The sequence below is a fragment of the Kocuria rosea subsp. polaris genome (assembly GCF_001483755.1).
GTDB lineage: Bacteria > Actinomycetota > Actinomycetes > Actinomycetales > Micrococcaceae > Kocuria > Kocuria cellulosilytica.
Genome location: NZ_LQBK01000010.1, coordinates 1 through 26,562, shown reverse-complemented (window position 1 = coordinate 26,562; position 26,562 = coordinate 1). Strand labels below are relative to the sequence as shown.

The 26,562-nt window shown below is 72.7% G+C and carries 24 protein-coding genes; 10 read left to right on the top strand and 14 right to left on the bottom strand.

Going from position 1 to position 26,562, the window contains the following annotated elements:
- Positions 1-66: 66 nt before the first annotated feature.
- The 4 genes from AVL61_RS07705 to AVL61_RS07690 all read right to left on the bottom strand — a co-directional run bounded on the left by AVL61_RS07705 (position 67) and on the right by AVL61_RS07690 (position 5,619).
- Complete coding sequence (locus AVL61_RS07705; protein ID WP_058873779.1) at positions 67-1,752, bottom strand: ribonuclease J; 1,686 nt, start codon at positions 1,750-1,752, stop codon at positions 67-69.
- A gap of 389 nt (positions 1,753-2,141) precedes the next feature.
- Positions 2,142-3,023, bottom strand: a complete 882-nt coding sequence (locus AVL61_RS07700) for a ribonuclease Z (RefSeq protein ID WP_058873778.1) — start codon at positions 3,021-3,023, stop codon at positions 2,142-2,144.
- A gap of 135 nt (positions 3,024-3,158) precedes the next feature.
- On the bottom strand, positions 3,159-4,130 hold the full coding sequence (locus AVL61_RS07695; protein WP_058873777.1) for a CapA family protein: 972 nt from the start codon (positions 4,128-4,130) through the stop codon (positions 3,159-3,161).
- Positions 4,131-4,266: 136 nt separating this feature from the next.
- Positions 4,267-5,619: an MFS transporter gene (locus AVL61_RS07690; RefSeq protein ID WP_082697025.1), complete on the bottom strand. Its 1,353-nt coding sequence runs from the start codon at positions 5,617-5,619 to the stop codon at positions 4,267-4,269.
- 323 nt (positions 5,620-5,942) lie between these two features.
- On the opposite strand from AVL61_RS07690, the gene AVL61_RS07685 reads away from it, so the two are divergent.
- The 7 genes from AVL61_RS07685 to AVL61_RS07655 all read left to right on the top strand — a co-directional run bounded on the left by AVL61_RS07685 (position 5,943) and on the right by AVL61_RS07655 (position 15,274).
- Positions 5,943-6,608, top strand: coding sequence for a GntR family transcriptional regulator (locus tag AVL61_RS07685; RefSeq protein ID WP_058873776.1), 666 nt, complete (start codon positions 5,943-5,945; stop codon positions 6,606-6,608).
- A gap of 240 nt (positions 6,609-6,848) precedes the next feature.
- Complete coding sequence (locus tag AVL61_RS07680) at positions 6,849-8,039, top strand: NAD(P)/FAD-dependent oxidoreductase (RefSeq protein WP_058873775.1); 1,191 nt, start codon at positions 6,849-6,851, stop codon at positions 8,037-8,039.
- A gap of 33 nt (positions 8,040-8,072) precedes the next feature.
- Positions 8,073-9,482, top strand: coding sequence for a 2-oxoadipate dioxygenase/decarboxylase (hglS, locus tag AVL61_RS07675; RefSeq protein WP_082697024.1), 1,410 nt, complete (start codon positions 8,073-8,075; stop codon positions 9,480-9,482).
- A gap of 123 nt (positions 9,483-9,605) precedes the next feature.
- Complete coding sequence (gene amaB, locus AVL61_RS07670; protein ID WP_058873774.1) at positions 9,606-11,132, top strand: L-piperidine-6-carboxylate dehydrogenase; 1,527 nt, start codon at positions 9,606-9,608, stop codon at positions 11,130-11,132.
- Positions 11,133-11,348: 216 nt separating this feature from the next.
- A complete protein-coding gene (locus AVL61_RS07665; RefSeq protein ID WP_058873773.1) occupies positions 11,349-11,918 on the top strand; it encodes a hemerythrin domain-containing protein in 570 nt (189 codons plus the stop codon).
- A gap of 232 nt (positions 11,919-12,150) precedes the next feature.
- Positions 12,151-14,766 (top strand): ATP-dependent chaperone ClpB, encoded by a 2,616-nt coding sequence (clpB, locus tag AVL61_RS07660; protein WP_058873772.1) that lies wholly within the window; start codon positions 12,151-12,153, stop codon positions 14,764-14,766.
- 283 nt (positions 14,767-15,049) lie between these two features.
- Complete coding sequence (locus AVL61_RS07655; protein ID WP_058873771.1) at positions 15,050-15,274, top strand: DUF3073 domain-containing protein; 225 nt, start codon at positions 15,050-15,052, stop codon at positions 15,272-15,274.
- 163 nt (positions 15,275-15,437) lie between these two features.
- On the opposite strand, the gene purM is transcribed toward AVL61_RS07655, so the two are convergent.
- Genes purM through AVL61_RS17830 form a run of 6 tightly spaced genes read right to left on the bottom strand, consistent with a single transcriptional unit; the run spans position 15,438 to position 20,591 of the window.
- Positions 15,438-16,595 carry a phosphoribosylformylglycinamidine cyclo-ligase gene (gene purM, locus AVL61_RS07650; RefSeq protein WP_058873770.1) on the bottom strand — a complete coding sequence of 386 codons (1,158 nt, stop codon included), beginning with the start codon at positions 16,593-16,595 and terminating at the stop codon, positions 15,438-15,440.
- 1 nt (position 16,596) lies between these two features.
- Positions 16,597-18,393 carry an amidophosphoribosyltransferase gene (purF, locus tag AVL61_RS07645; RefSeq protein WP_058873769.1) on the bottom strand — a complete coding sequence of 599 codons (1,797 nt, stop codon included), beginning with the start codon at positions 18,391-18,393 and terminating at the stop codon, positions 16,597-16,599.
- A 5-nt stretch (positions 18,394-18,398) separates the two neighbouring features.
- A complete protein-coding gene (locus AVL61_RS07640) occupies positions 18,399-18,833 on the bottom strand; it encodes a hypothetical protein (RefSeq protein WP_157571338.1) in 435 nt (144 codons plus the stop codon).
- Positions 18,834-18,843: 10 nt separating this feature from the next.
- Positions 18,844-19,209, bottom strand: coding sequence for a sterol carrier family protein (locus AVL61_RS07635; RefSeq protein ID WP_058873767.1), 366 nt, complete (start codon positions 19,207-19,209; stop codon positions 18,844-18,846).
- A gap of 3 nt (positions 19,210-19,212) precedes the next feature.
- Positions 19,213-20,244, bottom strand: coding sequence for an asparaginase (locus AVL61_RS07630; RefSeq protein ID WP_058873766.1), 1,032 nt, complete (start codon positions 20,242-20,244; stop codon positions 19,213-19,215).
- 38 nt (positions 20,245-20,282) lie between these two features.
- Positions 20,283-20,591, bottom strand: a complete 309-nt coding sequence (locus AVL61_RS17830; protein WP_058873765.1) for a hypothetical protein — start codon at positions 20,589-20,591, stop codon at positions 20,283-20,285.
- Between the two features lie 169 nt (positions 20,592-20,760).
- Between AVL61_RS17830 and purD the strand changes: the two genes are divergently transcribed.
- Positions 20,761-22,083 (top strand): phosphoribosylamine--glycine ligase, encoded by a 1,323-nt coding sequence (purD, locus tag AVL61_RS07620; protein WP_058873764.1) that lies wholly within the window; start codon positions 20,761-20,763, stop codon positions 22,081-22,083.
- On the top strand, positions 22,080-23,060 hold the full coding sequence (locus AVL61_RS07615) for a phosphoribosylaminoimidazolesuccinocarboxamide synthase (RefSeq protein WP_058873763.1): 981 nt from the start codon (positions 22,080-22,082) through the stop codon (positions 23,058-23,060). Before purD ends, AVL61_RS07615 begins: the two co-directional genes overlap by 4 nt.
- An 81-nt stretch (positions 23,061-23,141) precedes the next feature.
- Here the strand turns inward: AVL61_RS07615 and AVL61_RS07610 are convergent, their stop codons facing one another.
- From AVL61_RS07610 to AVL61_RS17825, 3 genes are all read right to left on the bottom strand, one after another.
- Entirely contained in the window at positions 23,142-23,483 is a 342-nt protein-coding gene (locus AVL61_RS07610; RefSeq protein ID WP_058873762.1) for an MGMT family protein, read from the bottom strand.
- Positions 23,480-24,622, bottom strand: a complete 1,143-nt coding sequence (locus tag AVL61_RS07605; RefSeq protein WP_197412665.1) for a sensor histidine kinase — start codon at positions 24,620-24,622, stop codon at positions 23,480-23,482. Before AVL61_RS07605 ends, AVL61_RS07610 begins: the two co-directional genes overlap by 4 nt.
- Positions 24,623-24,745: 123 nt before the next feature.
- Positions 24,746-24,901 (bottom strand): hypothetical protein, encoded by a 156-nt coding sequence (locus tag AVL61_RS17825; RefSeq protein ID WP_157571337.1) that lies wholly within the window; start codon positions 24,899-24,901, stop codon positions 24,746-24,748.
- Positions 24,902-25,121: 220 nt separating this feature from the next.
- On the opposite strand from AVL61_RS17825, the gene AVL61_RS07600 reads away from it, so the two are divergent.
- Complete coding sequence (locus AVL61_RS07600; protein WP_082697027.1) at positions 25,122-25,802, top strand: response regulator transcription factor; 681 nt, start codon at positions 25,122-25,124, stop codon at positions 25,800-25,802.
- 457 nt (positions 25,803-26,259) lie between these two features.
- On the opposite strand, the gene AVL61_RS07595 is transcribed toward AVL61_RS07600, so the two are convergent.
- Positions 26,260-26,562, bottom strand: a 303-nt coding sequence (locus AVL61_RS07595) for a FadR/GntR family transcriptional regulator (RefSeq protein ID WP_157571336.1), incomplete at its 5' end; no start/stop codon positions are given.

Here is a 26,562-nt window from a genome sequence, read left to right as displayed (position 1 = left end):
GGGGCGCGGCACCGGCTCCGCACGTCCCGCCCGGCCCCGGGGCGGGTGCCGGGCGGGACGCGTGGGTCAGGCGTCGACGACGACGACCGTCACCAGCGGGGCCCGCCGGTAGGCGCGCTCGAGGTGGCGGGAGACCGTCTCGGCGATGATCGACTCCAGCTTGTCGAGATCGCTGACCTTGGCGGTGGCCGGACGCGCCAGGGCGTTCTTCACCTTGTCGGCGGCCCCGTCGAAGATGTGCTCGTCGTGCACGAAGCCCTTGGCGATGAACTCCAGCGGCTCGGCCAGGGCGTTGGTGTCGGCGTCGACGATCGCCACGACCGTGACCACCCCGCCCTCCTGCAGCAGCCGGCGCTCCACCAGGGTCTCCTCGGTGACCTTGCCCACGGTGTGGCCGTCCACGTAGACGAGGCCGGCCTCGACCTGCCCGGAGATCCGCGCCCGGCCGTCCACGAGGTCGATCACGGTGCCGTCCCGGCCGATCAGCACCCGCTCGGGATCGACACCGGTGCGGATGGCGAGCTCGGCGTTGGCGTGCAGGTGCTTGGACTCCCCGTGCACGGGCAGCACGTGGGTGGGCCGGACGATGTTGTAGCAGTAGACCAGCTCCCCGGCCGAGGCGTGACCGGAGACGTGAACCTTGGCGTTGCCCTTGTGCACGACCTTCACCCCGAGGTCGGTGAGCTTGTTGATGATCCCGTAGATCGCGTTCTCGTTGCCCGGGATCAGCGAGCTCGCCATGAGCACCGTGTCCCCGGGGTTGAGCTGGATCTGGTGGGTCTCGTTGGCCATCCGCGAGAGCGCGGCCAGCGGCTCGCCCTGGGAGCCGGTGCACACCAGGGTGACCTTGGCGTCGGGCATGGACGCGAGCTTCTTGAAGTCGACCACCAGCCCGCGCGGGATCTTCAGGTAGCCCAGGTCCCGGGCGATGCCCATGTTCTTGACCATGGACCGGCCCACGAAGGCGACCTTGCGCCCGTGCGCGTGGGCGGCGTCGAGGACCTGCTGGATCCGGTGGACGTGAGAAGCGAAGCTGGAGACGATGATCCGCTTCGGGGCGGTGGCGAAGACGTGGTCGATCGCCGGGGTCAGCTCCTGCTCCGAGGTGGTGAACCCGGGGACCTCGGCGTTGGTGGAGTCGGTGAGGAACAGGTCCACCCCCTCCTCGCCCAGTCGCGCGAAGTGGCGCAGATCGGTGATCCGGTCGTCCAGCGGGAACTGGTCCATCCGGAAGTCACCGGTGTGCAGCACCAGCCCGGCGTCGGTGCGGATCGCCACGGCCAGGCTGTCCGGGATGGAGTGGTTGACCGCGACGAACTCGCACTCGAACGGGCCCGCCTTGTGGGTGTCGCCGGCCTCGACATGGACCGTCTTCGGGGTGATCCGGTGCTCCTTGAGCTTGGACGTGATGAACGCCAGGGTCAGCTCCGAGCCGATCACCGGGATGTCCGGGCGCTCCTTGAGCAGGTAGGGCACGCCCCCGATGTGGTCCTCGTGGCCGTGCGTGAGCACGATCCCGACGATGTCGCCCAGCCGGTCCCGGATCGAGGTGAAGTCGGGCAGGATCACGTCGATGCCCGGCTGGTGCTCCTCCGGGAACAGCACCCCGCAGTCCACCACCAGCAGCTTGCCGGCGTGCTCGAACACGGTCATGTTGCGCCCGATCTCCCCCAGGCCGCCCAGCGGGGTGATCCGCAGGCCCCCGGAGGGCAGCGAGGGCGGGGACTTGAGCTTGCGGGAGGAATTGGTCAAAGGATTCCGCTTTCGTCGTGGGGTCGTGCGAGGTGGCGCGGCCGGCTCTCGTCGAGCTCGGGCCGCGTGCGGGGCCGGATTGCCCCGAGAAGTCTGGGACAACTCTAACGTCGTGTCAGGGTCGACGGAGACCGCCGGGCGGCACGGACGGGGCGAGGACCGCTCCCGGACGCCTCCAGCGGGGTCCCGGCGGAGTGTCCGTGGGGTGCGGCGGGTGAGCTTCCGGCACGGCGTCGGAAGGTTCCCGGCCGGGGCCGGTGGGGCGTCGGTTCGCTGCCGGTACGACGTCGGCGCGTTCCCGGACGGGCGCCGGTGACGTGCAGGCGAGCTGCCGGCGAGGACGGTGGGAAGGGGGCGGTGCGAAGGGGACGCTGGGACGGGGCGCCCCGTCACCGTCCGCGCGGGAACGGCACCCGGTCCAGGTCCTCCGCGGCCAGCACGGTGGCTCCGCCGGCGCGGTCGCGGGCCTGTGCGACCAGCGGGGAGACGTCGGTGTACCGGGACGAGAAGTGGGTGAGGACCAGGATGCCCACGCCACCACCGCCGGCCAGCGCGCCCGCCTGGCCGGCGGTGAGGTGGCGGTACCGCGCGGCGAGGCCGGCGTCGTCGTCGGCGAACGTGGACTCGGCCACGAGCAGGTCGGCCCCGTCGGCGAGCTCCTCGGCGCCCGGGCACGGCGCCGTGTCCATGACGAAGGCGAAGCGCCGGCCCGCCCGCGGCCGGCTCACGTCCTCGAGACGCACCCCGCCCAGCCGTCCCTCCCGCTGCAGCCGGCCGACGTCCGGGCCCGTGATCCCGGCCGCCGCGAGCCGGTCCGGCAGCAACGTGCGGCCGTCCGGCTCCACGAGCCGGTAGCCGTAGGTCTCCACGCGGTGGTCCAGCGGCCGCACCTCCAGGGCCGGCGCCACGGTTCCGCCGCTGCCGTGCGGATGCAGCCGGAGGTCCGTGCCGGGAGTCGCGAGGGAGACGAGGGCCCGGACCACGTCCTCGCCGGAGGCCGGATAGTGCAGGTGGACGGGGTGCGGCACGTCGTCGAGGACCATGCGCGAGAGCACGCCGGGCAGCCCGTAGCAGTGGTCGCCGTGGACGTGGGTGAGGCAGATGCGCGTGATCCGGCGGGAGGGGACGCCCGCGTGCGTCATCTGCCGCTGCGTTCCCTCGCCCGGGTCGAAGAGCAGGCCCTCGCCGTCCCACTGCAGCAGGTACCCGTTGTGGTTGCGGGTCCGTGTCGGGACCTGGGAGGCGGTGCCGAGGACGACGAGCTCACGCATGGGACCGAGTGTGCCATCCCCGGTCGGATCCGCTCGGAGCCCTGTGCGGGAGACGGCCAGGGAGCCGGCGCGCAGGAGACGGTCCCGGACGGGCGCCGGAGCCCGTGCGCCGCTCGGCGGCGGCCGCGGTGGGCGTCAGCCCAGCGGGATGTCGAGGCACTGCTCGTCGTCGCGCCAGGTGCACGGCGTGCCCAGCTCGGCGCTGAGCCGCTCCATCCGCCGGGCGATGGGCCGGGCCTCGGCCGTGGCCGTTCTCGCCCGGAGGTCCTCGATCACCGTGGGGTGCAGGCGCAGGCGGTGCGGCAGGCCGTCCCGGACGTCGAGCAGGAAGACGAACGACTGGTCGTTGCGCGCCACGGGGTGGACGGCGTAGTCGTCGACGAAGTCCCCGGCGCTGTAGACCACCGGCCTGCCGCGGTGCACCTCGACGCCCCGGAAGATGTGGGCGGAGTGGCCGAAGACCACGTCCGCCCCGGCCTCCACCAGCGCGTGCGCGAACGCGCGGTGGTCCTCCGGCACGTCCTCGCCCCAGTTGGGGCCCCAGTGGGCGGAGACGACGAGGAGGTCGGTGCGGTCCCGGGTCCGGCGGACGAGCTCGAGGAGGTCCTGCGCGCGCCCGTCCGCGAGACGGACGGGCACGTGGTGGACGCCGGGGGACGCGGGACCTGCCGCCCAGCCCGGCTCGTTGTCCGTGAAGGCCAGGAAGCCGACCGCGGTCCCCGCCCGGGTGCAGACCGCGGGACGCCGGGCCGACTCGGCGTCCGGTCCGGCGCCGGTGTGCAGGATGCCGTGCTCGTCGAGCACCGGGAGCATCTCCCGCAGCGCCTCGGCGCCGTGGTCGAGCACGTGGTTGTTGGCCAGCGAGACGACGTCGATCCGGGCCGCCCCGAGGCTCGCGACGTTCTTGCGGTCCGAGCGGAAGTGGAACCGCTTGCCGGGCCAGGGAGCGCCGTGGTCGGCGAGCACGCACTCGAGGTTCGCGAACCGCAGGTCCGCCTGCCCGAGCAGGGGGAGGACGTCGCCCCACGGGCGGTCCGGAGCCTCGCGCCGCAGCCGCTCGTTGACCAGCCGGCCGAGCATCACGTCGCCGACCAGTGCGATTCTCATGGGCCGACCCCCTGTCCCGATCCTCCCATCGTGGCCCACGGCCCGCGGCAGGAACAAGCACAGGACGGTCCGGAGCGGCCGCTCCGCCGGTGCCGCCGCCCGCGTCCTGGGCGGGCGACGGCACCGGCGGACCGGGTCACCGGCCCAGGTCGGCCCAGTCGGTCATCCGGGCGCCGCTCGCGAGGACCGGGCGCGGGAGCGCGCGCTCCGGCAGCAGCACGTCCAGGTCGGCGACGGCGCGGGCGGCCCAGGAGGATCCGGTGCGGCCGGGGACGGACGCGGGCGCGTCCCCCGTCCGGTGCAGACGGGTCGCGTAGCCCAGGATGAGCAGGCCGGCCACGGCCAGGCCCACGCCCACCCAGGCGGGGGAGCGGTAGCCCCAGCCCGCGGTGATGACGGCGCCGCCGAGGAAGGCGCCCATGGCGTTGGCCAGGTTGAACGCCGCGTGGTTCATGGCGGCGGTCAGGGAGGGGGCGTCCTTCGCCTCGCGCAGCAGGCGCATCTGCAGCGCCGTGCTGAAGAGGGCGCCCATGAGGCCGATCCACAGCACGCCGAGCACGGCCGCGACCGCGGAGTGGGCGAAGAGCCCGAAGAAGGCGAGGGCCACGCCGGACACGGCCCCCGCGCCCAGGGCCGTCCGCTCGATGGAGCGGTCCAGCAGCGGGCCCGCCAGCAGGGAGCCCGCGGTCATGCCCACGCCGTACACGGCCAGCACCCACGGCACCGCCGAGATGTCGAGGCCGCTGAGCTCGGTCAGGATCGGGGAGACGAACGTGTAGACGGCGAACATGCCGCCGAAGCCGACGGCCCCGGCCAGCAGGGTCAGGGCCACCTGGGGCCGGCCCAGGGCACGGACCTCCTGGGCCACGGAGACGCCGCCGCCGTTGCGGGTGCGGGGGATCCAGAGGGCCAGCGCGGTGACGGTGAGCAGGCCGATGACCACCACGAGCCCGTACCCGGCCCGCCAGCCCAGGGTCCCGCCGAGCACGGCGGCCAGGGGAACGCCCACGATGTTGGCGACCGTGAGCCCGAGGGCCACCCGGGCCACGGCCGTGCCGCGCCGCTCCCGCGGCACCAGCGAGGAGGCCACCACCGCGGCGACCCCGAAGTAGGCGCCGTGCGGCAGGCCGGAGAGGAAGCGCGCCACGTACAGCCACTCGAGGGTCGGGGCGGTCGCCGACAGCACGTTGCCGGCGGTGAACGCGACCATCAGGCCGAGCAGGAGCCGCTTGCGCTCCACCCGGGCGGTCAGGGACGTGATGAGGGGTGCGCCGACGACCACGCCGAGGGCGTAGAGGGAGATGGCGTGCCCGAGGGAGGGGATCGAGGCGTGGAGGTCCTCGGCGATGAACGGCAGCAGGCCCATCGAGGCGAACTCGGTGGTGCCCACGCCGAAGCCGCCGAGGGCGAGGGCGAAGAGGGCGAATCGGGTGCCGGTGCGGTCCGGTGCGTTGAGCACCTGGAGCACGGCAGTGCGGGGTGCGGACATGGCAGATCCTTCCGTGTGGAACAAGGGGGGTGTGGAAGGCGCGTCGTCGGGCCGAACTGGTGGAAACCTCGATGCTACGGGCGATGTCGAGCGCATCCAACGGTTCGGGCGTGTGATCTTGGACAGATCGGGCTCGCGTGTGATAGGGATCGCGCTCCGTTCCGGTGGCCCGGCCGGGAGGGCCAGGGCGTGCGCGGTCCTCGCACCGAGCCCCGGACGTACGGAGCGGGGCCGGTGCCCGCCGGGCCGACTGCTATGTTTCCCAGGAGTCGACAGGCCTCCACCGGGGGCCGCTCGGGACGCAGGACCGGCCGGGAGGGCAGATGGGGCGAGACCACGCGTGGGGCGACGATCTCCGGCCCGCGGAGCTCTCCCGCGCCACCCTCAAGGACTCGACCGAGGCCCTGATCCGCCGGGCCCTGCTCAGCGGGGCCATGAAGCCGGGGGAGATCTACTCCGCCAACGGCCTCGCCGCCCGCCTCGGGGTGTCCAACAGCCCCGCCCGGGAGGCCATGATGTCGCTGGCCAACCGGGGACTGCTCGAGCTCGTGCGCAACCGCGGCTTCCGCGTGGTGGAGCTCACCGACCGCGACAAGCAGGAGGTCTACGACCTCCGCCGCCTCATCGAGGTGGAGGCGGTCCGCCGCGTGGCCGCGGCCGGCGTCCCGGCCGAGCAGGCCGCGCTGCTGCGGACGCTGACCGAACGGACCGTGGAGGCCGCCGCCGCGGACGGCATGCTGGAGTACCTCGAGGCCGACCAGCGCTTCCACGCGGCCCTCGTGGACCTGCTCGGCAACAGCCGGTGGACGGCGATCGTGGAGAACCTGCGGGACCAGTCCCGCATCAACGGGTCCTACCGTCTGCAGGAACGAGGGCTGGTCCGGAGCAGCGCCGAGGAGCACAGGGGCATCACCGAGGCCGTCGTCGCCGGTGACCCGGAGCTCGCGGCGCAGCGGATGATCCGTCACCTGGACTACGCCCGTCCCTGAGCTCCCTGAGCTCCCTGATCACCCAGGGCGGGCTCCAGGAGTCAGCGAGCGTTCCGGGCGGACCCGGACGCTCGCCCCGGACCGCCTGGGGTGCGGTCCTGCGGCAGGGCGTGCGGGGGCGGGGCGCCAACTCTTGACCCGCCGGTGCCTCCCGGTCATGCTGGTTATCGATAACCGATGAGCTGAAGTGGTCGGGGCCGAAGGCGCCCTCCGCGCGGAGCAGTGCCGAGGGAGGTCCCCGTGCCGGACCAGATCGTCCCGCTGGACCCGGGCTTCGCCACGGTCCAGCCGTCGGCGGCCGACGTCGTCGTCGTCGGCGGCGGGATCATGGGCTTGAGCGCCGCCTGGCACCTCGCGTCCCGGGGCGTGCGCAACATCGTGCTGGTGGAGCGCGCCGAACTGGGCAGCGGGTCCTCCGCCAAGCCCCTGGGCGGTGTCCGGGCCAACTTCTCCGATCCCGGCAACATCGAGCTCGGCCGCCGCTCGCTGGAGGCCTTCCGCCGGTTCCCCCAGCGGTTCGGGGCGGACATCGGCTTCCAGCAGGTGGGCTACCTCTTCCTCTGCCGGTCCGGGGCGGAGGCGGCCGACCTGGAGGGGGCCACCGAGGTCCAGAACGCGCTGGGGGTCGACAGCCGCATGGTGTCGCCCGCCGAGGCCGCCGCGATCAATCCGCTGCTGGACCCCGCCGCGCTGGTGGGGGCCTCGTTCTCCCCGGGGGACGGGTTCGCCGCTCCGGGGGCCGTGGTCGCCGCCTACGCCGCCGCCGCCGTCGAGCTCGGGGTGGCGGTGCTCGACCGCACCCAGGTGCTGGGCATCCAGCGCACCGGGGACGCCGTCGAGTCGGTGACCACCCAGCGGGGCACGATCCGCACGGGTGCCGTGGTGTGCTGCGCGGGGGCGTGGAGCGCCGGGATCGGCGCCATGGCCGGGGTGGACCTGCCCGTCACCCCGGTCCGGCGGCTCATCGGCCTGACCCGCCAGCGGCCCGTCCCGTACCCGCGGGTGCCCTTCACGCTGGACCTCTCGACCACGTTCTACCACCACAACTACCGCAACGGCCTGCTGCTGGGCATCTCCCACGAGCAGGAACCCGGCTTCGCCCGGGAGTTCGACTTCGGCTGGCTGCCGGAGCTCAACGCCGCCGCCGCCGTCTGCGCCCCGCAGCTCGAGCACCCCGACCTGGAGGGCGGCTGGGCGGGTCTCTACGAGAACACCCCGGACCGCAACGCGCTCATCGGCGAGGCACGGGGGCTGCCCGGCTTCTTCTACGCCACCGGTTTCTCCGGGCACGGCTTCCTGCAGGGGCCGGCGGTGGGCGAACTGGTGGCCGACCTCTACCTGGGCCGCCCGTCCTTCCTGGACCCGCGCCGCTTCTCCGCCGACCGCTTCCGCGCCGCCGAGTCCGTGCTGCGCGAGGTGAACATCATCTGATCCGTCCCGCGCCCGACGAGAGGAACCCCCGCCATGACCTTCCAGCAGCTGTGGCAGCTGCGGGCCGAGTTCGCCCGCCGGCTGTCGACGATGTACGGCCAGGAGGTGCCGGCCTACACCACCCTGGTGGACGTCTCGGCCGCCGTGAACGAGGACTTCCTGGCCCGCCACGGCGCGGACGCGGAACGTCTGGGCAGCATCGACCGCGTCACGGCCGAGCGGCACGGCGCGATCCGGGTGGGCTCCCCGCGCGAGATGGCAGAGGTGGCCCGGGTCTTCGCCGCCTTCGGAATGCACCCGGTGGGCTTCTACGACCTGCGCGACGCCTCGGCCTCCTCCGTGCCGGTGGTCTCCACCGCCTTCCGCCCGACCGACCCCGAGGAGCTGGCGAGGAACCCGTTCCGGGTCTTCACCTCCATGCTGGCCGCCGACGACCCCCGCTTCTTCGACCGAGAGCTCCGGCAGCGGCTGCAGGAGTTCATCGACCGCCGCACCCTCTTCCCGCCCGAGCTGCTGGAGCTGGCCGACCGCGCCACGGAGCACGGCGGTCTCGGGGAGACCGACGCCGAGCGCCTGCTGGACCTGGCCACCGCCGCGTTCGAGCTCTCCGGCGACCCGGTGGACCACGCCTGGTACCGGGAGCTCGAGAAGGTCTCGGCGGTGGCCGCCGACATCGGCGGGGTGACCACCACCCACATCAACCACCTCACCCCGCGGGTGCTCGACATCGACGACCTCTACGCCCGCATGGAGGACCTCGGGATCACGATGATCGACGAGATCCAGGGCCCGCCCCGGTGGGACGGCCCGGACGTGCTGCTGCGCCAGACCTCCTTCCGGGCCCTGGCCGAGGAGCGGGTGTTCCGCTTCGCCGACGGCACCGTGGGTCCCGGTGCGCTGCGGGTGCGCTTCGGGGAGGTGGAGCAGCGCGGCATCGCCCTCACCCCCACCGGGCGCGACCTCTACGACCGGATGGTCGCCGAGACCGACCGGCGCCTGGCCGCCGGGGAGGGCAGCGGCATCCGGGTGGACGTGGCCCGCACCGTGTGGGAGGAGCACCTGCCCCGCACCGAGCAGGAGCTGGCCGTGCAGGGCCTGGCGTACTTCAGCTACACCCTCGACGAGGAGGCCCTGGCCCGGGTCGGGCACGCCGTCCCCGACCCGGACGCCGGCCTGGACAGCCTGGTCGAGGCCGGCATCGCCGTGCCGGAGCCGATCGTCTACGAGGACTTCCTCCCGCGCTCGGCCGCCGGGATCTTCCGGTCCAACCTCACCGACGAGGGCTCCCGCGACGACGACCAGACCGGCACCGCCTACGACCTCACCGTCATGTCCGAGGTCGTCGGGCGGGCGGTGGCCGACCCCCACGACCTCTACCGGCGCCAGCAGGACGCCTCGATCGTCCGGCTGCGCGAGCAGCTCTCCGCCGTCGTCGCGCGCTGACCCCGCAGCGGCGGCCCCCCGACCCCGAACCCCGAACCCCGAACCCCGGCCCCGGATCCCGTGCCCGCCACGGACGCCGGACCCCAGCCCGTTCGAGCACCCGTCAGCACCAGGAGGAGCACCATGTCCCAGACCGTCCAGGAGACCACCCTCGCCGCCGAGGTCCGCCGCGCCCTCCGGGCGTGCGGCGTCGATGCCGACGCCCTCTCCGGCCCGCTCGAGGCCCGCAGCCCGCTGACCGGCGAGGTTCTCGTGACCCTGCCGCAGGCCGGTGAGGAGGACGTCACCGCGGCCGTCGGTGCGGCTCACCAGGCCTTTCCGCACTGGCGGGACGTCCCGGCGCCGGTGCGCGGGAACGTGGTCAAGCGGTGGGGCGAGCTCCTTACCGAGCACAAGGAGGACCTCGCCGTGCTCGTGCAGGCCGAGGCCGGCAAGATCACCTCCGAGGCCCTCGGCGAGGTCCAGGAGATGATCGACATCTGCGACTTCGCCGTCGGGCAGTCCCGCATGCTCTACGGCAGGACCATGCCCTCCGAGCGCCCCGGGCACCGGCTCATGGAGACCTGGCACCCGCTGGGCGTGGTGGGCGTCATCTCCGCCTTCAACTTCCCGGTGGCCGTCCACTCCTGGAACACCGCGCTCGCCCTGGTCTGCGGGGACACCGTGGTGTGGAAGCCCTCCGAGACGGCCGTCCTCTGCGCCCTCGGCGCCGACGCGCTGCTGCGCCGTGCCGCCGAGGACTGCGGGGCGCCGGACGGGATCCACCAGCTCGTGCTCGCCGACCGCGCGGGCGGCGAGCGCCTCGTGGACGACCCCCGCGTCGCGCTGGTCTCGGCGACCGGGTCGGTCCGGATGGGGCGGGAGGTCGCCCCGCGCGTGGCCGCCCGCTTCGGCCGGGCCCTGCTCGAGCTGGGCGGGAACAACGCCGCGATCGTGGCGCCCAGCGCCGATCTCGACCTCGCCCTGCGCGGGATCGTGTTCTCGGCCGTGGGCACCGCCGGGCAGCGCTGCACCACGCTGCGGCGGCTGATCGTGCACGAGTCCGTCGTCGAGACCCTCGTCGAGAAGCTCGTGCAGGCCTACGGCACCCTGAACATCGGGGACCCGCGCGATCCGGCCACGCTGGTGGGCCCGCTGGTCGGCGAGGGCGGCTTCGACGCCATGCAGCAGGCCCTGCGCGACGCCCAGGACCAGGGCGGCACGGTGCTCACCGGCGGGACCCGGGTGCTGGCCGAGGAGCACCCCGGGGCCTTCTACGTCGAGCCGGCCATCGTGCGGATGCCCGCCCAGACCGCGATCGTTCAGGACGAGACCTTCGCCCCGATCCTCTACGTGCTCACCTACAGCGAGTTCGCCGAGGCCATCGAGCTGCAGAACGGGGTGCCGCAGGGGCTGTCCTCGGCCGTCTTCACCAACGACCAGCTCGAGGCCGAGCGGTTCCTCTCCTCGGCCGGGTCCGACTGCGGCATCGCCAACGTCAACATCGGCACCTCGGGCGCGGAGATCGGCGGGGCGTTCGGCGGGGAGAAGGAGACCGGCGGCGGCCGGGAGTCCGGCTCGGACTCGTGGAAGGCCTACATGCGCCAGGCCACCAACACCGTCAACTACTCCGGGCAGCTGCCCCTGGCCCAGGGCGTGGAGTTCCTCTGAGACGCCGTTGCACGGCCGGCGCGGGACGGCGGCCCACCGTCCCGTGCCGGGCGTCATCCGCCGGCGAGGTCTGGTCCGCGGCCGTCGCCGTGACCTAGAGTCGAAGATGATCAGCACACTGCTGAACGGCGGCACGGGGCCGTGCGGCGGTCGGGCGACGGCGCCCGCGCCGTCGGCCGCGGAACCGCGCACCACCACGTCAAGGAGGCACGTCCCATGACCGACACCCACGCTGCGGGAACGGATGTCGTCGACATCCTCACCACCGACCACCGGGAGATGCTCGAGCTGCTCGGCCAGATCGAGGGCACCGCGGACGCCGGCCGGCGCAGGGACCTGGCCGACACCGTGATCGCGGAGGTCATGCGCCACGCCGTCGCGGAGGAGATGTACGTCTACCCGGCCATGGCGAAGCACCTGCCGGACGGCGCCGAGGAGGTCGAGCACGACAAGCAGGAGCACGACGAGCTCGTGCAGGTCATGAAGCAGATCGAGGGCGTCGACGCGTCCGAGCCCGCGTTCCTGGAGCTGATCCGGGAGATGCAGTCGCAGCTGCGCCACCACATCGAGGACGAGGAGTCGGACCAGTTCCCGAAGCTGCGGGCGCACATCCCCGCCGGGGACCTGGTGGAGCTGGGCGAGAAGGTGGAGACCGCCAAGAAGGTCGCGCCGACCCGGCCGCACCCGCACGCGCCGCACTCGGAGCTGTTCCACAAGACCATCGGACCCGGCGTCGGCATGGTCGACCGGCTCCGCGACAAGCTGACGGGGCGGAGCACCGGCTAGGCCGCCGGGCCCCACCGCCCGTTCGCCGGCGGCCCCTGTCGGACGAGCTCCCCGAGCTCGTCCGACAGGGGCCGCTCGCGTGCGGCGGGTGTCGACCCCGGAGGAAGGAATACGCTCTGTTCCTCCAGGGTTGAGTGGGATAGACTCAGGTTAGCTGAACTGCTCGGCCGCACCCGCAGAGGAGCAGCGACCGGGTCGGTTCGTCCCCGACCGTCCACCCCAAGGAGCCGCAGTGGAGACCAAGTTCACCACCAAGTCCCAGGAGGCGCTCTCCGCCGCCTCCACCAACGCCTCGACCGCGGGCAACCCGCAGGTCGAGCCCGCCCACGTCCTCAAGGCCCTCATGGACCAGCGCGAGGGCGTGGCCGTCGCCGTCCTGAAGGCCACCGGGGCCGACGTCGACGCCGTCTCGGCCCAGGCCAGCGCCGCCATCAAGGCCCTGCCCTCCGCGTCCGGGGCCGCCACGGCCCAGGCCCAGTTCAACAGGGGCGCCCTGCAGGCCATCCAGGCCGCGGAGCAGTTCGCCCGGTCCCTCGGTGACGAGTACATCTCCACCGAGCACCTCCTGTACGGCCTCGCCCAGCAGGAGGGGAAGGTCGGCGACATCCTGCGGGACGCGGGTGCCGGACCCGACCAGCTCAAGACCGCCGTCCCGTCCGTGAGAGGAGACCGCCGCGTGACCACCCCCGACCCCGAGGGCACGTTCCAGGCGCTCGAGAAGTTCGGCACCGATCTGACCGCCATGGCCCGCGAGGGCAAGCTGGACCCCGTCATCGGGCGGGACTCCGAGATCCGGCGCGTGGTGCAGGTGCTCTCCCGCCGCACCAAGAACAACCCCGTCCTGATCGGCGAGCCCGGCGTCGGCAAGACCGCCGTCGTCGAGGGCCTCGCCCAGCGCATGGTCGCCGGGGACGTGCCCGAGTCGCTGCGCGGCAAGACGCTGATCTCGCTGGACCTCGGGTCCATGGTGGCCGGCGCCAAGTACCGCGGTGAGTTCGAGGAGCGGCTCAAGGCCGTGCTCGAGGAGATCAAGCAGTCCGAGGGCCGGATCGTCACCTTCATCGACGAGATCCACACCGTGGTCGGCGCCGGCGCCGCCGAGGGCTCGATGGACGCCGGGAACATGCTCAAGCCCATGCTGGCCCGCGGCGAGCTCCGCCTGATCGGGGCGACCACCCTGGACGAGTACCGCGAGAACATCGAGAAGGACGCCGCCCTGGAGCGCCGCTTCCAGCAGGTCTACGTCGGGGAGCCCTCCGTGGAGGACTCCGTGGCGATCCTGCGCGGGCTCAAGGAGCGCTACGAGGCCCACCACAAGGTGCAGATCGCGGACTCCGCGCTCGTCGCGGCGGCCGCGCTGTCCAACCGGTACATCCCCGGCCGGCAGCTGCCGGACAAGGCCATCGACCTGGTCGACGAGGCCGCCTCGCGGCTGCGCATGGAGATCGACTCCGCGCCGGAGGAGATCGACCAGCTGCGCCGCGCCGTCGACCGCCTGACCATGGAGGAGCTCGCCCTGGAGCGCGAGACCGACCCCGCGTCGGTCGAGCGCCTCGCCGCGCTGCGCCAGGAGCTGGCGGACAAGAGGGCGGACCTCGACGCCCTCAACGCCCGCTGGGAGGAGGAGAAGGCCGGCCTGAACCGAGTCGGCGACCTCAAGGAGCGGATCGACAACCTGCGCTCGCAGGCGGAGATGGCCCAGCGCCACGGCGACCTCGCGGAGGCCTCCCGGCTGCTCTACGGGGAGATCCCCGCGCTGCAGAAGGAGCTCGACGTCGCCCAGGAGCAGGAGGACACCTCCGTCCCGCACGACACCATGGTCTCCGAGGAGGTCACGGCCGACGACGTGGCCGAGGTGATCTCGGCCTGGACCGGCATCCCCGCCGGGCGCATGCTCCAGGGCGAGACCGAGAAGCTGCTGCACATGGAGGAGGTGCTCGGGAAGCGGCTCATCGGCCAGCGCCGGGCGGTGCAGGCCGTCGCGGACGCCGTGCGCCGCTCGCGCGCCGGCATCTCCGACCCGAACCGGCCGATCGGCTCCTTCCTGTTCCTGGGCCCCACCGGTGTGGGCAAGACCGAGCTCGCGAAGTCCCTGGCGGAGTTCCAGTTCGACGACGAGCGCGCCCTGGTGCGGATCGACATGTCCGAGTACGGCGAGAAGCACACGGTCTCCCGGCTGGTCGGCGCCCCTCCGGGCTACGTCGGCTACGAGGAGGGCGGCCAGCTCACCGAGTCCGTGCGGCGCCGCCCGTACTCGGTGGTCCTGCTCGACGAGATCGAGAAGGCCCACCCGGACGTCTTCGACATCCTGCTGCAGGTGCTCGACGACGGGCGGCTGACCGACGGGCAGGGGCGCACGGTGGACTTCCGCAACGTGATCCTCATCCTCACCTCCAACCTGGGCAGCCAGTTCCTGGTGGACCAGACCATCGAGCCCGAGGCGAAGAAGCAGGCGGTGATGAACGTGGTCAACGCCTCGTTCAAGCCCGAGTTCCTCAACCGGCTCGACGACGTGATCCTGTTCGACCCGCTGTCCACGTCCGACCTGTCGAAGATCGTGGACATCCAGGTCGCGGAGCTGGCCGAGCGCCTGGGGCAGCGCCGGCTGTCCCTGGAGGTCACCCCGGCGGCCACCGAGTGGCTGGGGCTCACCGGCTACGACCCGGCCTACGGCGCCCGGCCGCTGCGCCGGCTGGTGCAGCGGGAGATCGGGGACAAGCTCGCCAGGGCGATCCTCTCCGGGGCAGTCGTGGACGGCGACACGGTCCGGGTGGACGTCGACGCCGACGTCGTGGCGGACGGGCTCACCGTCACCGCCGTGGCGGAGGAGGCCCGCGCCGCGCGCTGAGCCGCGGGGCCGTGCGCGCCGTGAGCGGCGGCGCGCACGGCCCCGCAGGGCAGGGGCGAAGCTCGGTCCGGGCCCGGCGCCGGCCCGTCACCGCCGCTCCCGGACGCGGTTCCGCCCGCCTCCCGTGAGGTTGCCGACAGTCCACCGCACGGGCCGCCGGGCGGGCGCAACGGACTGACAAACCATGTACCCTGGTCTCACGAACCATTCATACGACATTTCCGGGGCCGTACTCTGTGCCTGAGTGCCGCCGTCCGGACCAAGAGACAGAGGGGGTCACGCCATGGGGCGCGGCCGTCAAAAGGCGAAGGCGACACGGCAGGCGCGGGAGATGAAGTACTTCAGCCCGCAGACCGACCTCACAGCACTCCAGCGGGAACTGCGCGGCAGTGAGCAGATGCCCCCGCTGCGGGAGCCGGTCCAGGAGACCGTCGAGGAGGACGAGGACGAGTACTCGGCCTACGTCGACAAGTACGCCGACGACTACGACGAGGACTACCGCCGGTAAGCGCCGGGAACCCCGTCTCCACCGCACGACGCAACAAGGTGCCCGTCCAGGACGAGCACCTTCTTCGCGTGTCCGCAGCACAGGAAGAGCCCCGCCGTCCGGCGGGGCTCTTCCTGTGCTGCTGGTTGCTCTCCTGTGCTGCTTGTCGCTCCGCCGCGCCGGATCAGCCCGTGTAGGCGTTGACCATGCGCACCGCGCCGCCGTCCACGCCCTTCGCGCCCTGCACCCAGTCGGGCCCGTCGTGGTCGGCGCCGGGGTCGAGCTCGCCCACGGTGCCCATGACCCACGAGGGCAGGCCGCGGGCGGTGAGGTGTGCGACGGCGTCGTCGGCCACCGCCGGGTCGACGATCGCGACCATGCCCACGCCGAGGTTGAGGGTGCGCTCGAGATCGGGCAGCGGGACGTTGCCGAGCTGGCTGATGAGCTGGAAGATCGCGGGCAGCTCCCAGGTGCTGCGGTCCACCGTGGCCTCGAGCCCGCCGGGCAGCACCCGGGCGAGGTTCGCGGCCAGGCCGCCGCCGGTCACGTGGCTGAAGCCGCGGACACCGTGGCCCGTGGTCCGCTCGGGTCCGTTGACGGGGAAGGCGGCGACGAGGTCCAGGACGTCCGCGGCGTAGACGCGCGTGGGCTCCAGGAGCTCCTCGCCCAGAGTGCGGCCGAGCTCGGAGACCTGCCGGTCCAGCGACCACCCGGCCACGTTGATGACCTTGCGCACCAGGGAGTACCCGTTGGAGTGCAGCCCGGAGGAGGCCATGCCGATGACCACGTCGCCGGCGCGCACGCGGTCGGGGCCCAGCAGCTCGTCGGCCTCGACCACGCCGGTGGCGGCTCCCGCGACGTCGTACTCGTCCGGGCGCAGCAGGCCCGGGTGCTCGGCGGTCTCCCCGCCGACCAGGGCGGTGCCGGCCTGCTCGCAGGCGGCGGCGATGCCGCGCACGATGTCCGCGACCCGCTCGGGCACCACGCGGCCGGTGGCGATGTAGTCGGTCATGAACAGGGGCTTGGCGCCCACCACGACGATGTCGTCGACGACCATGCCCACGAGGTCGAAGCCGATCGTGTCGTGCACGTCGAGCGTCTGGGCGATCGCGACCTTCGTGCCGACGCCGTCGGTCGAGGTGGCGAGGTAGGGCTTGCGGTAGGCGAGCAGCTCCGAGACGTCGTAGAGCCCGGCGAACCCGCCGACCCCGCCGATCACGTGGGGGGTGTGCGTGGCCTTGACCGCGCTCTTCATGAGCTCGACGGCGCGGTCTCCCGCCTCGACGTCCACGCCCGCGCTGGCGTAGGTGACGGTGCGGTTCGTGGAGGGGGGCTGGGCCATGTCAGGCGTCCTTCGCGGTCTCGTGCTGGGCGGCGTGCTGGGATCCGGGGGCTGCGGCGGGCCCGGTGGCGGGTCCGGCCGCGGGTCCGGCGGGGACGCGGTCCTCGGGCAGGATCAGGTCCTCGAGGTCGGAGTCGGGCCCGGGGTCGCACCCGGTGGAGGTCTCCTGCACGCCCGGGTCCTCGTCGGAGATGCTGGTGCGCTCGGCGGGCCGGGGGGAGCGGCCGTCGGTGGCCGAGGGGCGGGTGTCGATGGACACGGCGGAGGCGTGCTCCGGCCGCTGCGCCACGGACGGTCCGCCCGGTGCGCGGCGGGGCGAGGAGTCCACGGGCGTGCTGCGGGTCTCGAACACGTTCTTGCCGAGCTTGTCCGCGTCCGGCAGCCGGGTGGGATAGGTCCCCGAGAAGCACGCGGTGCACAGCTCGGTGCGCTCCTGCGCGGTGGCGGCGATCATCCCGTCCTCGGAGATGTAGCCGAGGGAGTCCGCGCCCAGGGACGCCCTGATCTCCTCGACCCCGAGGCCGTTGGCGATCAGCTCGGCGCGGGAGGCGAAGTCGATGCCGTAGAAGCACGGCCACTTGATGGGCGGGGAGGAGATCCGCACGTGGATCTCGGCGGCCCCCGCCTCCCGGAGCATCCGGATGAGGGCGCGCTGGGTGTTGCCGCGCACGATGGAGTCGTCGATGACCACGAGCCGCTTGCCCGCCACCACGGACTTCAGCGGGTTGAGCTTGAGCCGGATGCCGAGCTGGCGGATGGTGTCCGAGGGCTGGATGAACGTCCGTCCCACATAGGCGTTCTTGACCAGGCCGTTGCCGAACGGGATGCCGGACTCCTCGGCGTAGCCGATGGCGGCGGGGGTCCCGGACTCGGGGGTCGGCATGACGAGGTCCGCGTCGATCCCGTGCTCCCGGGCGAGCCGGCGGCCCATCTCCACGCGGGACTCGTACACGGAGCGGCCGTTGATGGTGGTGTCCGGGCGGGCCAGGTAGACGTACTCGAACACGCACGCGGCGCGGCGGGTCTCGGCGAAGCGCTGGGAGCGCAGGCCGTGCTCGTCGATCACCACGAACTCGCCGGGCTCGATCTCGCGGACCAGGGACGCGCCCACGATGTCCAGGGCGGCGGTCTCCGAGGCCACCACCCAGCCGCGCTCGAGCCGGCCGAGCACCAGCGGGCGGATGCCCTGCGGGTCGCGGGCGGCGTAGAGGGCGTTCTCGTCCATGAAGGCCAGGCAGAAGGAGCCCACGAGCTGGGGGAGCAGGTGCATGGCCGCGTCCTCGAGGGAGCCGTGCGGGTGCTCGGCCAGCAGCGCGGTGACCAGCGCGGTGTCCGTGGTGTTGCCCTGCGCCATCTCGCCCTGGGAGGGGAACCCGGACTTGTCGATCAGCTTCTCGTACAGCTCGGCCGAGTTGGTCAGGTTGCCGTTGTGCGCGAGCGCCACGGTGCCGTGCGGGGTGGCGCCCAGGGTGGGCTGGGCGTTGGCCCAGTGGGACCCGCCCGTGGTCGAGTACCGGCAGTGGCCCACGGCCAGGTGCCCGGTCAGGGTGGTGAGGGTCGCCTCGTCGAAGACCTGCGAGACGAGCCCCATGTCCTTGTACACCGCGATCCGGCTGCCGTCGCTCGCGGCGATGCCGGCGGACTCCTGGCCGCGGTGCTGCAGGGCGTAGAGGCCGTAGTAGGCCAGTTTCGCGACCTCCTCGCCGGGGGCCCAGACCCCGAACACGCCGCACGCGTCCTGGGGGCCCTTCTCTCCGGGGAGCAGGTCGTGGCTGAGTTGTCCATCAGGGCGAACCACGTCGATCAGCCTTCTCTCGAGCTTCGGGGGTCGGTGGGCCGGGGAGCGTCCGCCGGCGCGCCGGAGGGGGCGCCGCCGTCCCCGTCCACGACCTCGGTGGTGACGGCCCGTGCGAGGGCCACGGAGACCCGGTCCAGCACGAGGGCCAGGACGGCGCCGGCGGCCAGGCCCAGGACCGTGCAGACGGAGACCATGAACAGGGTCACGGCCCCCTGGGTGAACTCGGCGCTGCCCCCGCCGGCCAGCCCCACGAGCACGCCCACGACGGCGCCGAGGACGCCGCCGAGCAGGACGAACGCCCAGATGTTGGGGGCGCGGCGCAGGGTCATCTGCTGGTTGCCGGCGGCGGCCAGCGGCACGACGGCCCGTTCCCGGCGGCGCCGGCGCGGGAACCTCCGCGGGGACGGGCGCGCGGAGGGGGATGAGGGAGTGGAGCTCATGTCCTCAAGGCTACCGGGGAAAGAGGGGCAGGGCGTCCGCGAGATCGGTCCGTGTGCCCGAGGCCACAGCCGCGCCGGAGGCGACGGCCTCCGGCCAGGTCACGGCGCCCGTGACCAGGCCGAGCCACGTGCGGGCGTCGGTCTCGACGACGTTGGGCGGGGTCCCGCGGGTGTGCCGGGGCCCGGCCACGCACTGGGTCACGCCGAAGGGCGGGACGCGCACCTCCACGCTGTTGCCGGGCAGCCGCTCGGCGAGCTCCTCGAGCGCGTAGCGCACGGCGGTGGCCACGGTCCGGCGCGGGGCGCCGTCCGGGTCCGCACGCCAGGCGCTCAGGGCCAGGGTCCCGTCCGCGGGGTCGACGCGGCGGCGGGCCACGGCCTAGTCCTGCCCGAGGGCCCGGACCGCCTCCGGCCCGAGCAGCTCCAGCAGGGGCTCGGCGAGGCGGAGCCGCCCGACGGGGCGGGAGCCGCCCATGACCGGGCGCACCACGCGGCCGATCACCGCGGCGGCCGCCGGGGCGGGCACGGCCCCGGCGTGGGCGAGCAGGCTCAGGCCGACGAGCGCGTTGGCGCGGGAGCCGCCGTCGAGGACCTTGAGCGCCACCGACCACCCGCTGCGGGTGCCGAGCGCGAGCACGCCCTCCGCCCCGAGCTTCGCCACGACGTCCAGCTCCTCCATGACCACGGTGTTGTACTTGCCGGGACCGTGCACGAGCTCGGGGTAGTCGAGCATGCACTGGGCCACCGTGGCGGCGCGGGCGTCGGCGTCCAGGTTGCCCGCGGCCCGGCCCAGGGTCGAGTAGGCCCGGGCGAGACCGGTCAGGGAGATCGCCGCGAGGGGCGCGCCGCACCCGTCGACGCCCACGTGGGCCACGGGCTCGCCGGAGAAATCCGCGACGGTCTCCAGCACGGTCCGCTGCAGGGGGTGCTCCGGGTCCAGGTAGCTGTCCGTGGGCCACTCGTTCTCCGTGCAGGCCCACAGGAACGCGGCGTGCTTGCCGGAGCAGTTCATGCAGATCCGGGCCCGGCCGCGTCCGGCCCGGACGAGCTCGGTGCGGACCTCCTCGTCCTCGGGCCAGTCCGGCGGGCACTGGAGCGCCTCCTCCGTCAGGCCGGCGGCCGTCAGGATCGAGCTCACGGCGTCGAGCTGCTCGAAGGAGCCGATGTGGGACGCGGAGGCGATGGCCACCTGGGCTCCGCGCAGCGGGACGCCGGCCTTCATGGCGGCGATGGTCTGGAACGGCTTGAGCGTGGAGCGGGGGAAGATCGGGGTGCCGATGTCGCCCAGCTCCACCGCCACGGACCCGTCCGGGGCCAGGACCACGGCGGAGCCGCGGTGGCGGGACTCGACGAAGCCGCTGCGCTCGACGACGGCGAGGTCCACGGCACGGTCCGAGGTGAAGGTCTGCATCGCCCCAGTATGTCAGCCGGGCCGGGCCCGCCCCGGGCTCAGTTGTCGGTGCCGGCCTCGGCGTCGGTGTCCGCCCCGGTGCCCGCGCCGCCGGCGTCGCCCGCGTCGCCCTCGGGGGCAGTGCCCTCGGCGCCCGTGTCGGTCGTGGCGTCGTCGCCCATGCCGGTCTGCTCCGCGGTGGGGGCGGAGGCCGGCCCGGACTGGTCCAGGATGGTCGCGGGAGCCGTCTCGGCCGGAGCCTCGGGCGGCGCCTCCGTCCCGGAGTTGTCGGTGTTGTCGCAGCCGGCCAGGAAGAGGCCCAGGACCGCTGCGGCGGATGCTGCTGTGAGTCGTCGCTGCCTGTTCATTCCTCCACGGTAGGCCGGTGGCCGGGCTCACCAGCGAAGATGTCCGAGGACGTCGGCGGGGCACGGGAACTGTGAGCACATCGTCAGGGTGCTTACCTATAATAGAGGGTTGGCCTGCGGCGGGGGCATCGATGTGTCAGAAGCCGCTGCCGCCAACTAGCCTGAGGGCGTGAAGGTTCTGGTACTGGGCCCCGGAGGCCGCGAACACGCAATCATCCGCGCACTGCTGGCGGACCCCGAGGTCGCGCAGGTGCACTGTGCGCCGGGCAACGCCGGGATCGCCCAGCTCGTCCCCGTGCACGCCGTGGACGCCGACGACCCCGCCTCGGCCACCGCGCTCGCGCGCGAGCTCGCGGTGGACCTCGTCGTCGTCGGGCCCGAGGCCCCGCTGGTGGCCGGCGTGGCCGACGCCCTGCGCGAGGCCGGCTTCCTCGTCTTCGGTCCCTCGCGGGCCGCCGCGCGGCTCGAGGGCTCCAAGGCGTTCGCCAAGGAGGTCATGGCCGCCGCCGGGGTGCCCACCGCGATGGCGCGGGTCGCCGGCACGGAGGAGGAGGCCGCCGACGCCCTCGACACCTTCGGCGCCCCGTACGTCGTCAAGGACGACGGGCTCGCCGCCGGCAAGGGCGTGGTCGTCACCTCCGACCGCGCGGCCGCGCTCGAGCACGCCGCCGCGTGCTTCGCCGCGGGCGGGAGCGTGGTGGTCGAGGAGTTCCTCGACGGCCCCGAGGTGTCCCTGTTCGTGCTCACCGACGGCTCCCGCGTGATCCCGCTGAGCCCCGCCCAGGACTTCAAGCGGATCCACGACGACGACGAGGGCCCCAACACCGGCGGCATGGGCGCCTATACGCCGCTGCCGTGGCTGCCGCAGGGCTTCGTGGACGAGGTCGTGGAGCGGGTGGCCCGCCCCACGGTCGACGAGATGCGCCGCCGGGGCACCCCGTTCGTGGGCGTGCTGTACTGCGGGCTGGCCGTGACCACCCGCGGCCTGCGGGTCATCGAGTTCAACGCCCGTTTCGGGGATCCCGAGACCCAGGCCGTGCTGGCCCGGCTCACCACTCCGCTCGGACGGCTCCTGCGGGACGCCGCGGCCGGTCGCCTCGACGAGGCGGAGCGGCTGCGCTGGCGGCCCGAGACGGCCGTCGCCGTGGTGGTCGCCGCGCAGGACTACCCGGACAGCCCCCGGAAGGGCGATCCGATCGGCGGACTGGAGGAGGCGGAGGCCCTCGAGGGCGTGCACGTGGTCCACGCCGGCACCGCCGTGGCCCGCGAGGGCGAGCATGCCGGGCGGATCGTCTCCGCCGGCGGGCGCGTGCTCGCCGTCGTCGGCCTCGGGGCCGACCTCCACGACGCCCGCGAGCGCGCGTACCGGGGCGTGGGGCTCGTGGCGCTCGAGGGCTCCCAGCACCGCACCGACATCGCGCTGAAGGCAGCCCGGGGCCTCGTCACCGTCCCCGGCGCCTCCGATCCCCGACCCCGTCAGGAGCAGGCATGACCGAGCAGGGCACCGTCAGCACGCCTCCGGAGATCCCCGGGTGGACGCACATCTACTCCGGCAAGGTCCGGGAGCTCTACGTTCCCGACGAGTCGCGGCTGCGGGCCACGGGGGTGGCCATCTACGACGACGCCGAGTACCGGGCCGGCTCGGTCCTGGTGCTGGCCACGGACCGGATCAGCGCGTTCGACGAGATCCTCCCCACGGAGATCCCGGACAAGGGCAAGATCCTGACGCAGCTGTCCCTGTGGTGGTTCGAGCAGCTCGCGGGCGTGCCCAACCACGTCCTGTCGACCGACGTGCACGAGTCCGTGCGCGGGCGCGCCGTCGTGTGCAAGAACCTGTCCATGTTCCCCGTCGAGTGCATCGCCCGAGGCTACCTGACCGGATCCGGGCTCAAGGACTACCGGGAGACCGGCGAGGTGTGCGGGATCGCGCTGCCGCCCGGGCTCGTGGACGGCTCCCGGCTGGAGCAGCCGATCTTCACCCCGACCGGCAAGGCGGAGGTGGGGGAGCACGACCTGCCCATCACGTTCCAGGAGATGGCCGACGGGGTCGGCCACGCGGTGGCCGACCGGCTGCGCGAGCTGACCCTGGAGATCTACAGCGCCGCCGAGCGGATCGCCCGCGAGCGGGGGATCATCGTGGCCGACACCAAGGTGGAGTTCGGACTGGACTCCTACCGCGGCGCGATCACCCTCGGGGACGAGGTGCTCACCCCCGACTCCTCCCGCTTCTGGGACGCCGAGACCTACGAGCCGGGCCAGGCCCAGCCCTCCTTCGACAAGCAGTACGTGCGGGACTGGTTGCGCTCCGACGAGTCCGGCTGGAACGGGACCGGCCCCGTGCCCCCGCTGCCGGAGCAGGTGGTGGAACGGACCCGCGCGCGCTACGTCGAGGCGTTCGAGCGGCTCACCGGCAGGACCTTCGACCCGGACGGCAAGTTCTTCGAGGTGGCCGGCCCGCTGGACTTCTGAGCCGGAGCGCGCGGCCCAGCGCGCGAGCACTGGTTCCTCGGGTGCGGGTCCTGGGCTCCGATCCGGTGCGCGGAACGGCAGCTACCCGCCGGAGGGATCTGGGGTCCACAGCGCGCGACCCATGTCCACGCGCACGAGGTGCCGGTCGTCCTCGCGCAGGGGCGTGCCCTCGTCCCGGTACCGGACCCGGGCCTCGGCCTGGAGGTGGTCGGCGAGGGTGCCCTTCACGGTGACCACCCGCCACCACGGCAGCTCCTGGCCGGTCGGATTGCGCGCCATGACGGTGCCCACCACCCGCGGCGAGCGGCACTCGGCCAGCTCCGCGACGTCCCGGTAGGACAGCACCCGGCCCGGAGGGATCCCGGCGACGACGTCCGCCACGCGCCGCGCCAGGCCGGGGTCCGGCTCGGCCCGCCGGGTCACAGGGCGTCCCGGCCGTCCACGGGCAGGCACACGTCGAGGACCCACTGCCCGTCCTGCTGTCCGCTCTCGGCGCGGCCGCCGAGCAGAGACACGCGCTCCGTGATGCCCCGCAGACCGAGCCCCGAGGACAGCTCCGAGGAGTGGTTGCCCGTGCGCTGGTGGCTGCGCGGCATGGGGTTCAGCACGCGCAGGCGCAGCTCGTGCTCGTCCGCCGCCACCTCGATCCGGCAGCCGGACCCACGCGGGGCGTACTTGATGATGTTGGTGACGGACTCCTGCAGGATGCGGGCGGCCGTGCCGCGCACGGTGGTGGGCATGGCCTCGAGGTCCCCGGTGAGGACCACGCCCGGTTCGAAGCGCAGGTCCCGCAGGCTCGCCGCCAGCGACGTGACCACGTGCTCCAGGCTGCCGATGGCCAGGCCGGCGCCCGTGACGTCCCGCGGGTGCTCGCCCTCGTTCTCGTTGCGCAGCAGTCGCAGCATCACCCGCAGCTCGTGCAGGGCCGAGCGCGCGGCGTCCTCGACGGTCTCGAGGACCTGGTGCAGCTCGCCGACATTGCCTGATCGGCGCCGGCTCATGGTCTGCATCGTGATGAGGGTGAGCTCGTGGGCGACGACGTCGTGCAGGTCGCGGGCCAGCGCCTGCCGCTCGTCCTCCCGGAGCCGCTCGTTGAGGACCTCCAGGTCCCGGACTCGCTCCTCGCTCTTGCGACGCTGCCCCTGGAAGTACCTGACCGTGGAACCCACCAGGGTGGCCACGAGCAGTCCGTTGAAGGTGAACCAGAAGAGGGGGGAGTCGAACGGGCCGTGGAACGTGGCGGCGGCGACCGCCCAGGCGAAGTAGACGAACAGGTGAACGACGAGGAACTTCCTGGTCGCGGTGGCCGCCACCGCGGCCGTCACCACGAAGACGGTGACGATGGCGGAGGCCTGATAGTTCGCCAGGAGGGACGTGACCAGGCACGCCACTGAGGCGGCCGAAGCGTAGGTGGACCGCCAGGCGACCATTCCGATGGCGGCAGAGGAGAGCACCGCGTCGAGAACCAGCATCAGATCCGCGTTGGCGTCACCCGTAAAGTGCTGGAACAGGTACTGCAGCTGCGTCAGCAGAATGACGCCGGGATACAGAAGGACCACCACGGACAGCCACATGCCGATGGGTTCGGCCTGGAAGAACGATGTCTTCGAAGCTGTTCGCGGTGGTCGCTCTGAAAGTGTTGCTATGTCAGTCACACCCAATGATGTACCGCATTGGAGGAAAAATCATCGGCAGAGGAACGGGAACCACCCGCACATGACGTAACCGGGGGCCTGGGGCTTCTGGACCATCAACGCGTTGGCGGGTGCTGCCGGGCCGACGATGAAGGACGCGGCGAGGGCGGCAGAGGCGATGGCGGTGGTCAGCTTCTTCTTGGACATGGGGGGGCTCCTTGGATCACGAGAGCAGCACCGGATCGGGGGGGATTGCAGCCGGGCGGGGGAGAGATGTCCCGGCTGCGAGGGGGGTGTGCTGCCCTGGTACATTCCATTTTGCCAACGTTAACCGAACGAACCTATCGACCTTTGTCCAGACCATTTGTGACTTTTGGCGAATATGACGTGTTGCACTTTGGGGGACACGGAAAAATAGACTGTGCGCGTGACTGATTGCAGAGTGCTTGTCGTGGACGACCAGCCGTTGATGCTGGAGGCCCTGAAGTCCTTCTTCTCGGCCGAGCCCGGGTTCGAGGTCATTGCGACGGCGGCCAACGGCCGCGAGGCCGTCGACCGATGTCTGGCCGCCGACCCGGACGTGGTGCTGATGGACATGAAGATGCCCGTGATGGACGGGATCGAGGCCACCCGGGAGATCACCTCGCGGAGCCCGCGGTCCAAGGTGCTGGCGCTCACGACGTTCTCCACTCTGGAGTTCGTGGTGCCGGCACTGCGTGCCGGTGCCGCCGGCTACCTCGTCAAGGACGCCCGGCCGGACGAGATCATCGACGCCGTGAACCAGGTGCTCAAGGACGAGCTCGCCCTCTCCCCGGCGATCGCGCGGGCGCTCGCGGACAACGTCATCTCCGTTCCGGACCAGCAGCAGGCCCGCTCGGCCGACGACGGACTGCGCTCCCTGCTGACCGACCGCGAGATGGAGACCGTGACGCTCCTGGCGCAGGGGTTGAGCAACCGGGAGATCGCCGAGCAGATGCACGTCTCCGAGGGCAGCGTGAAGGCCTATCTCGGGCGGGTCTGTGAGAAGTTCGGCGTCCGCGACCGCGTCCAGGCGCTCATCAAGGCGTACCAGAGCGGGCTCGTGGACCCGCAGCTGCGCGATCTCTGAGGTCTCTCCGACCTCCGTCACCCCGGATCCGGACGGAAGTCCAGCGCACTTGTAGACGAAAGTGCATTCATCTGCATCGGCAAGCCCGGCATGATCAGTAGTGCGAGCAGAGAAGAAAAGTCGGTGGATGAGTGAGAGACATCCCCACGGAGCACGGCCCAACCCCCCCCCCATGAGGCCGAGCCCCGGACCGGATGGTCCACCGACCTGCTCACGGTAGGGGGCCGCCCCGGGACAGTCCCCCCTGGATCGGGATGCGGCCGCGCAAGGCCTGGATCACCTTGCACCCCCCCTCGGCCGATGGCCCCCTACCGTGCAACCTCTGCCCCGCGACTCCACGCACGAGAGCGGCCGCACCGGAACCGGTGCGGCCACTCTCGTGCGTTCAGCGCCCTTCTGGGCGTCCACCGGGGCGTCCCCGGCCGGGCCGGGGATATGGCGTTCCGGGGCCGTTCGTTCAGTGCTGCCGGCCGTGCTCCTCCTGGGCGGCGGGACTGTGGCCGAAGAACCAGGTGATGTGGTGCCGCAGCGCGGCGGCGGCGTCGTCCCCGCGGCGCTCCTGGGTGGCGCGCAGGATGGCCCGGTGCTGCTCCTGCAGCGTGCGGCGGACCTGCGGCCAGTCGTCGAGGCCGGCGACCGTCTCCTGGACGTACCCGATGGTGGCCTGGCGCAGCGAGGACATGATCGTCTCGACCACCACGTTGCCGGCCAGGGACGCGAGCAGGATGTGGAACTGCGCGTCGTGGGCGTGGAAGCGCTC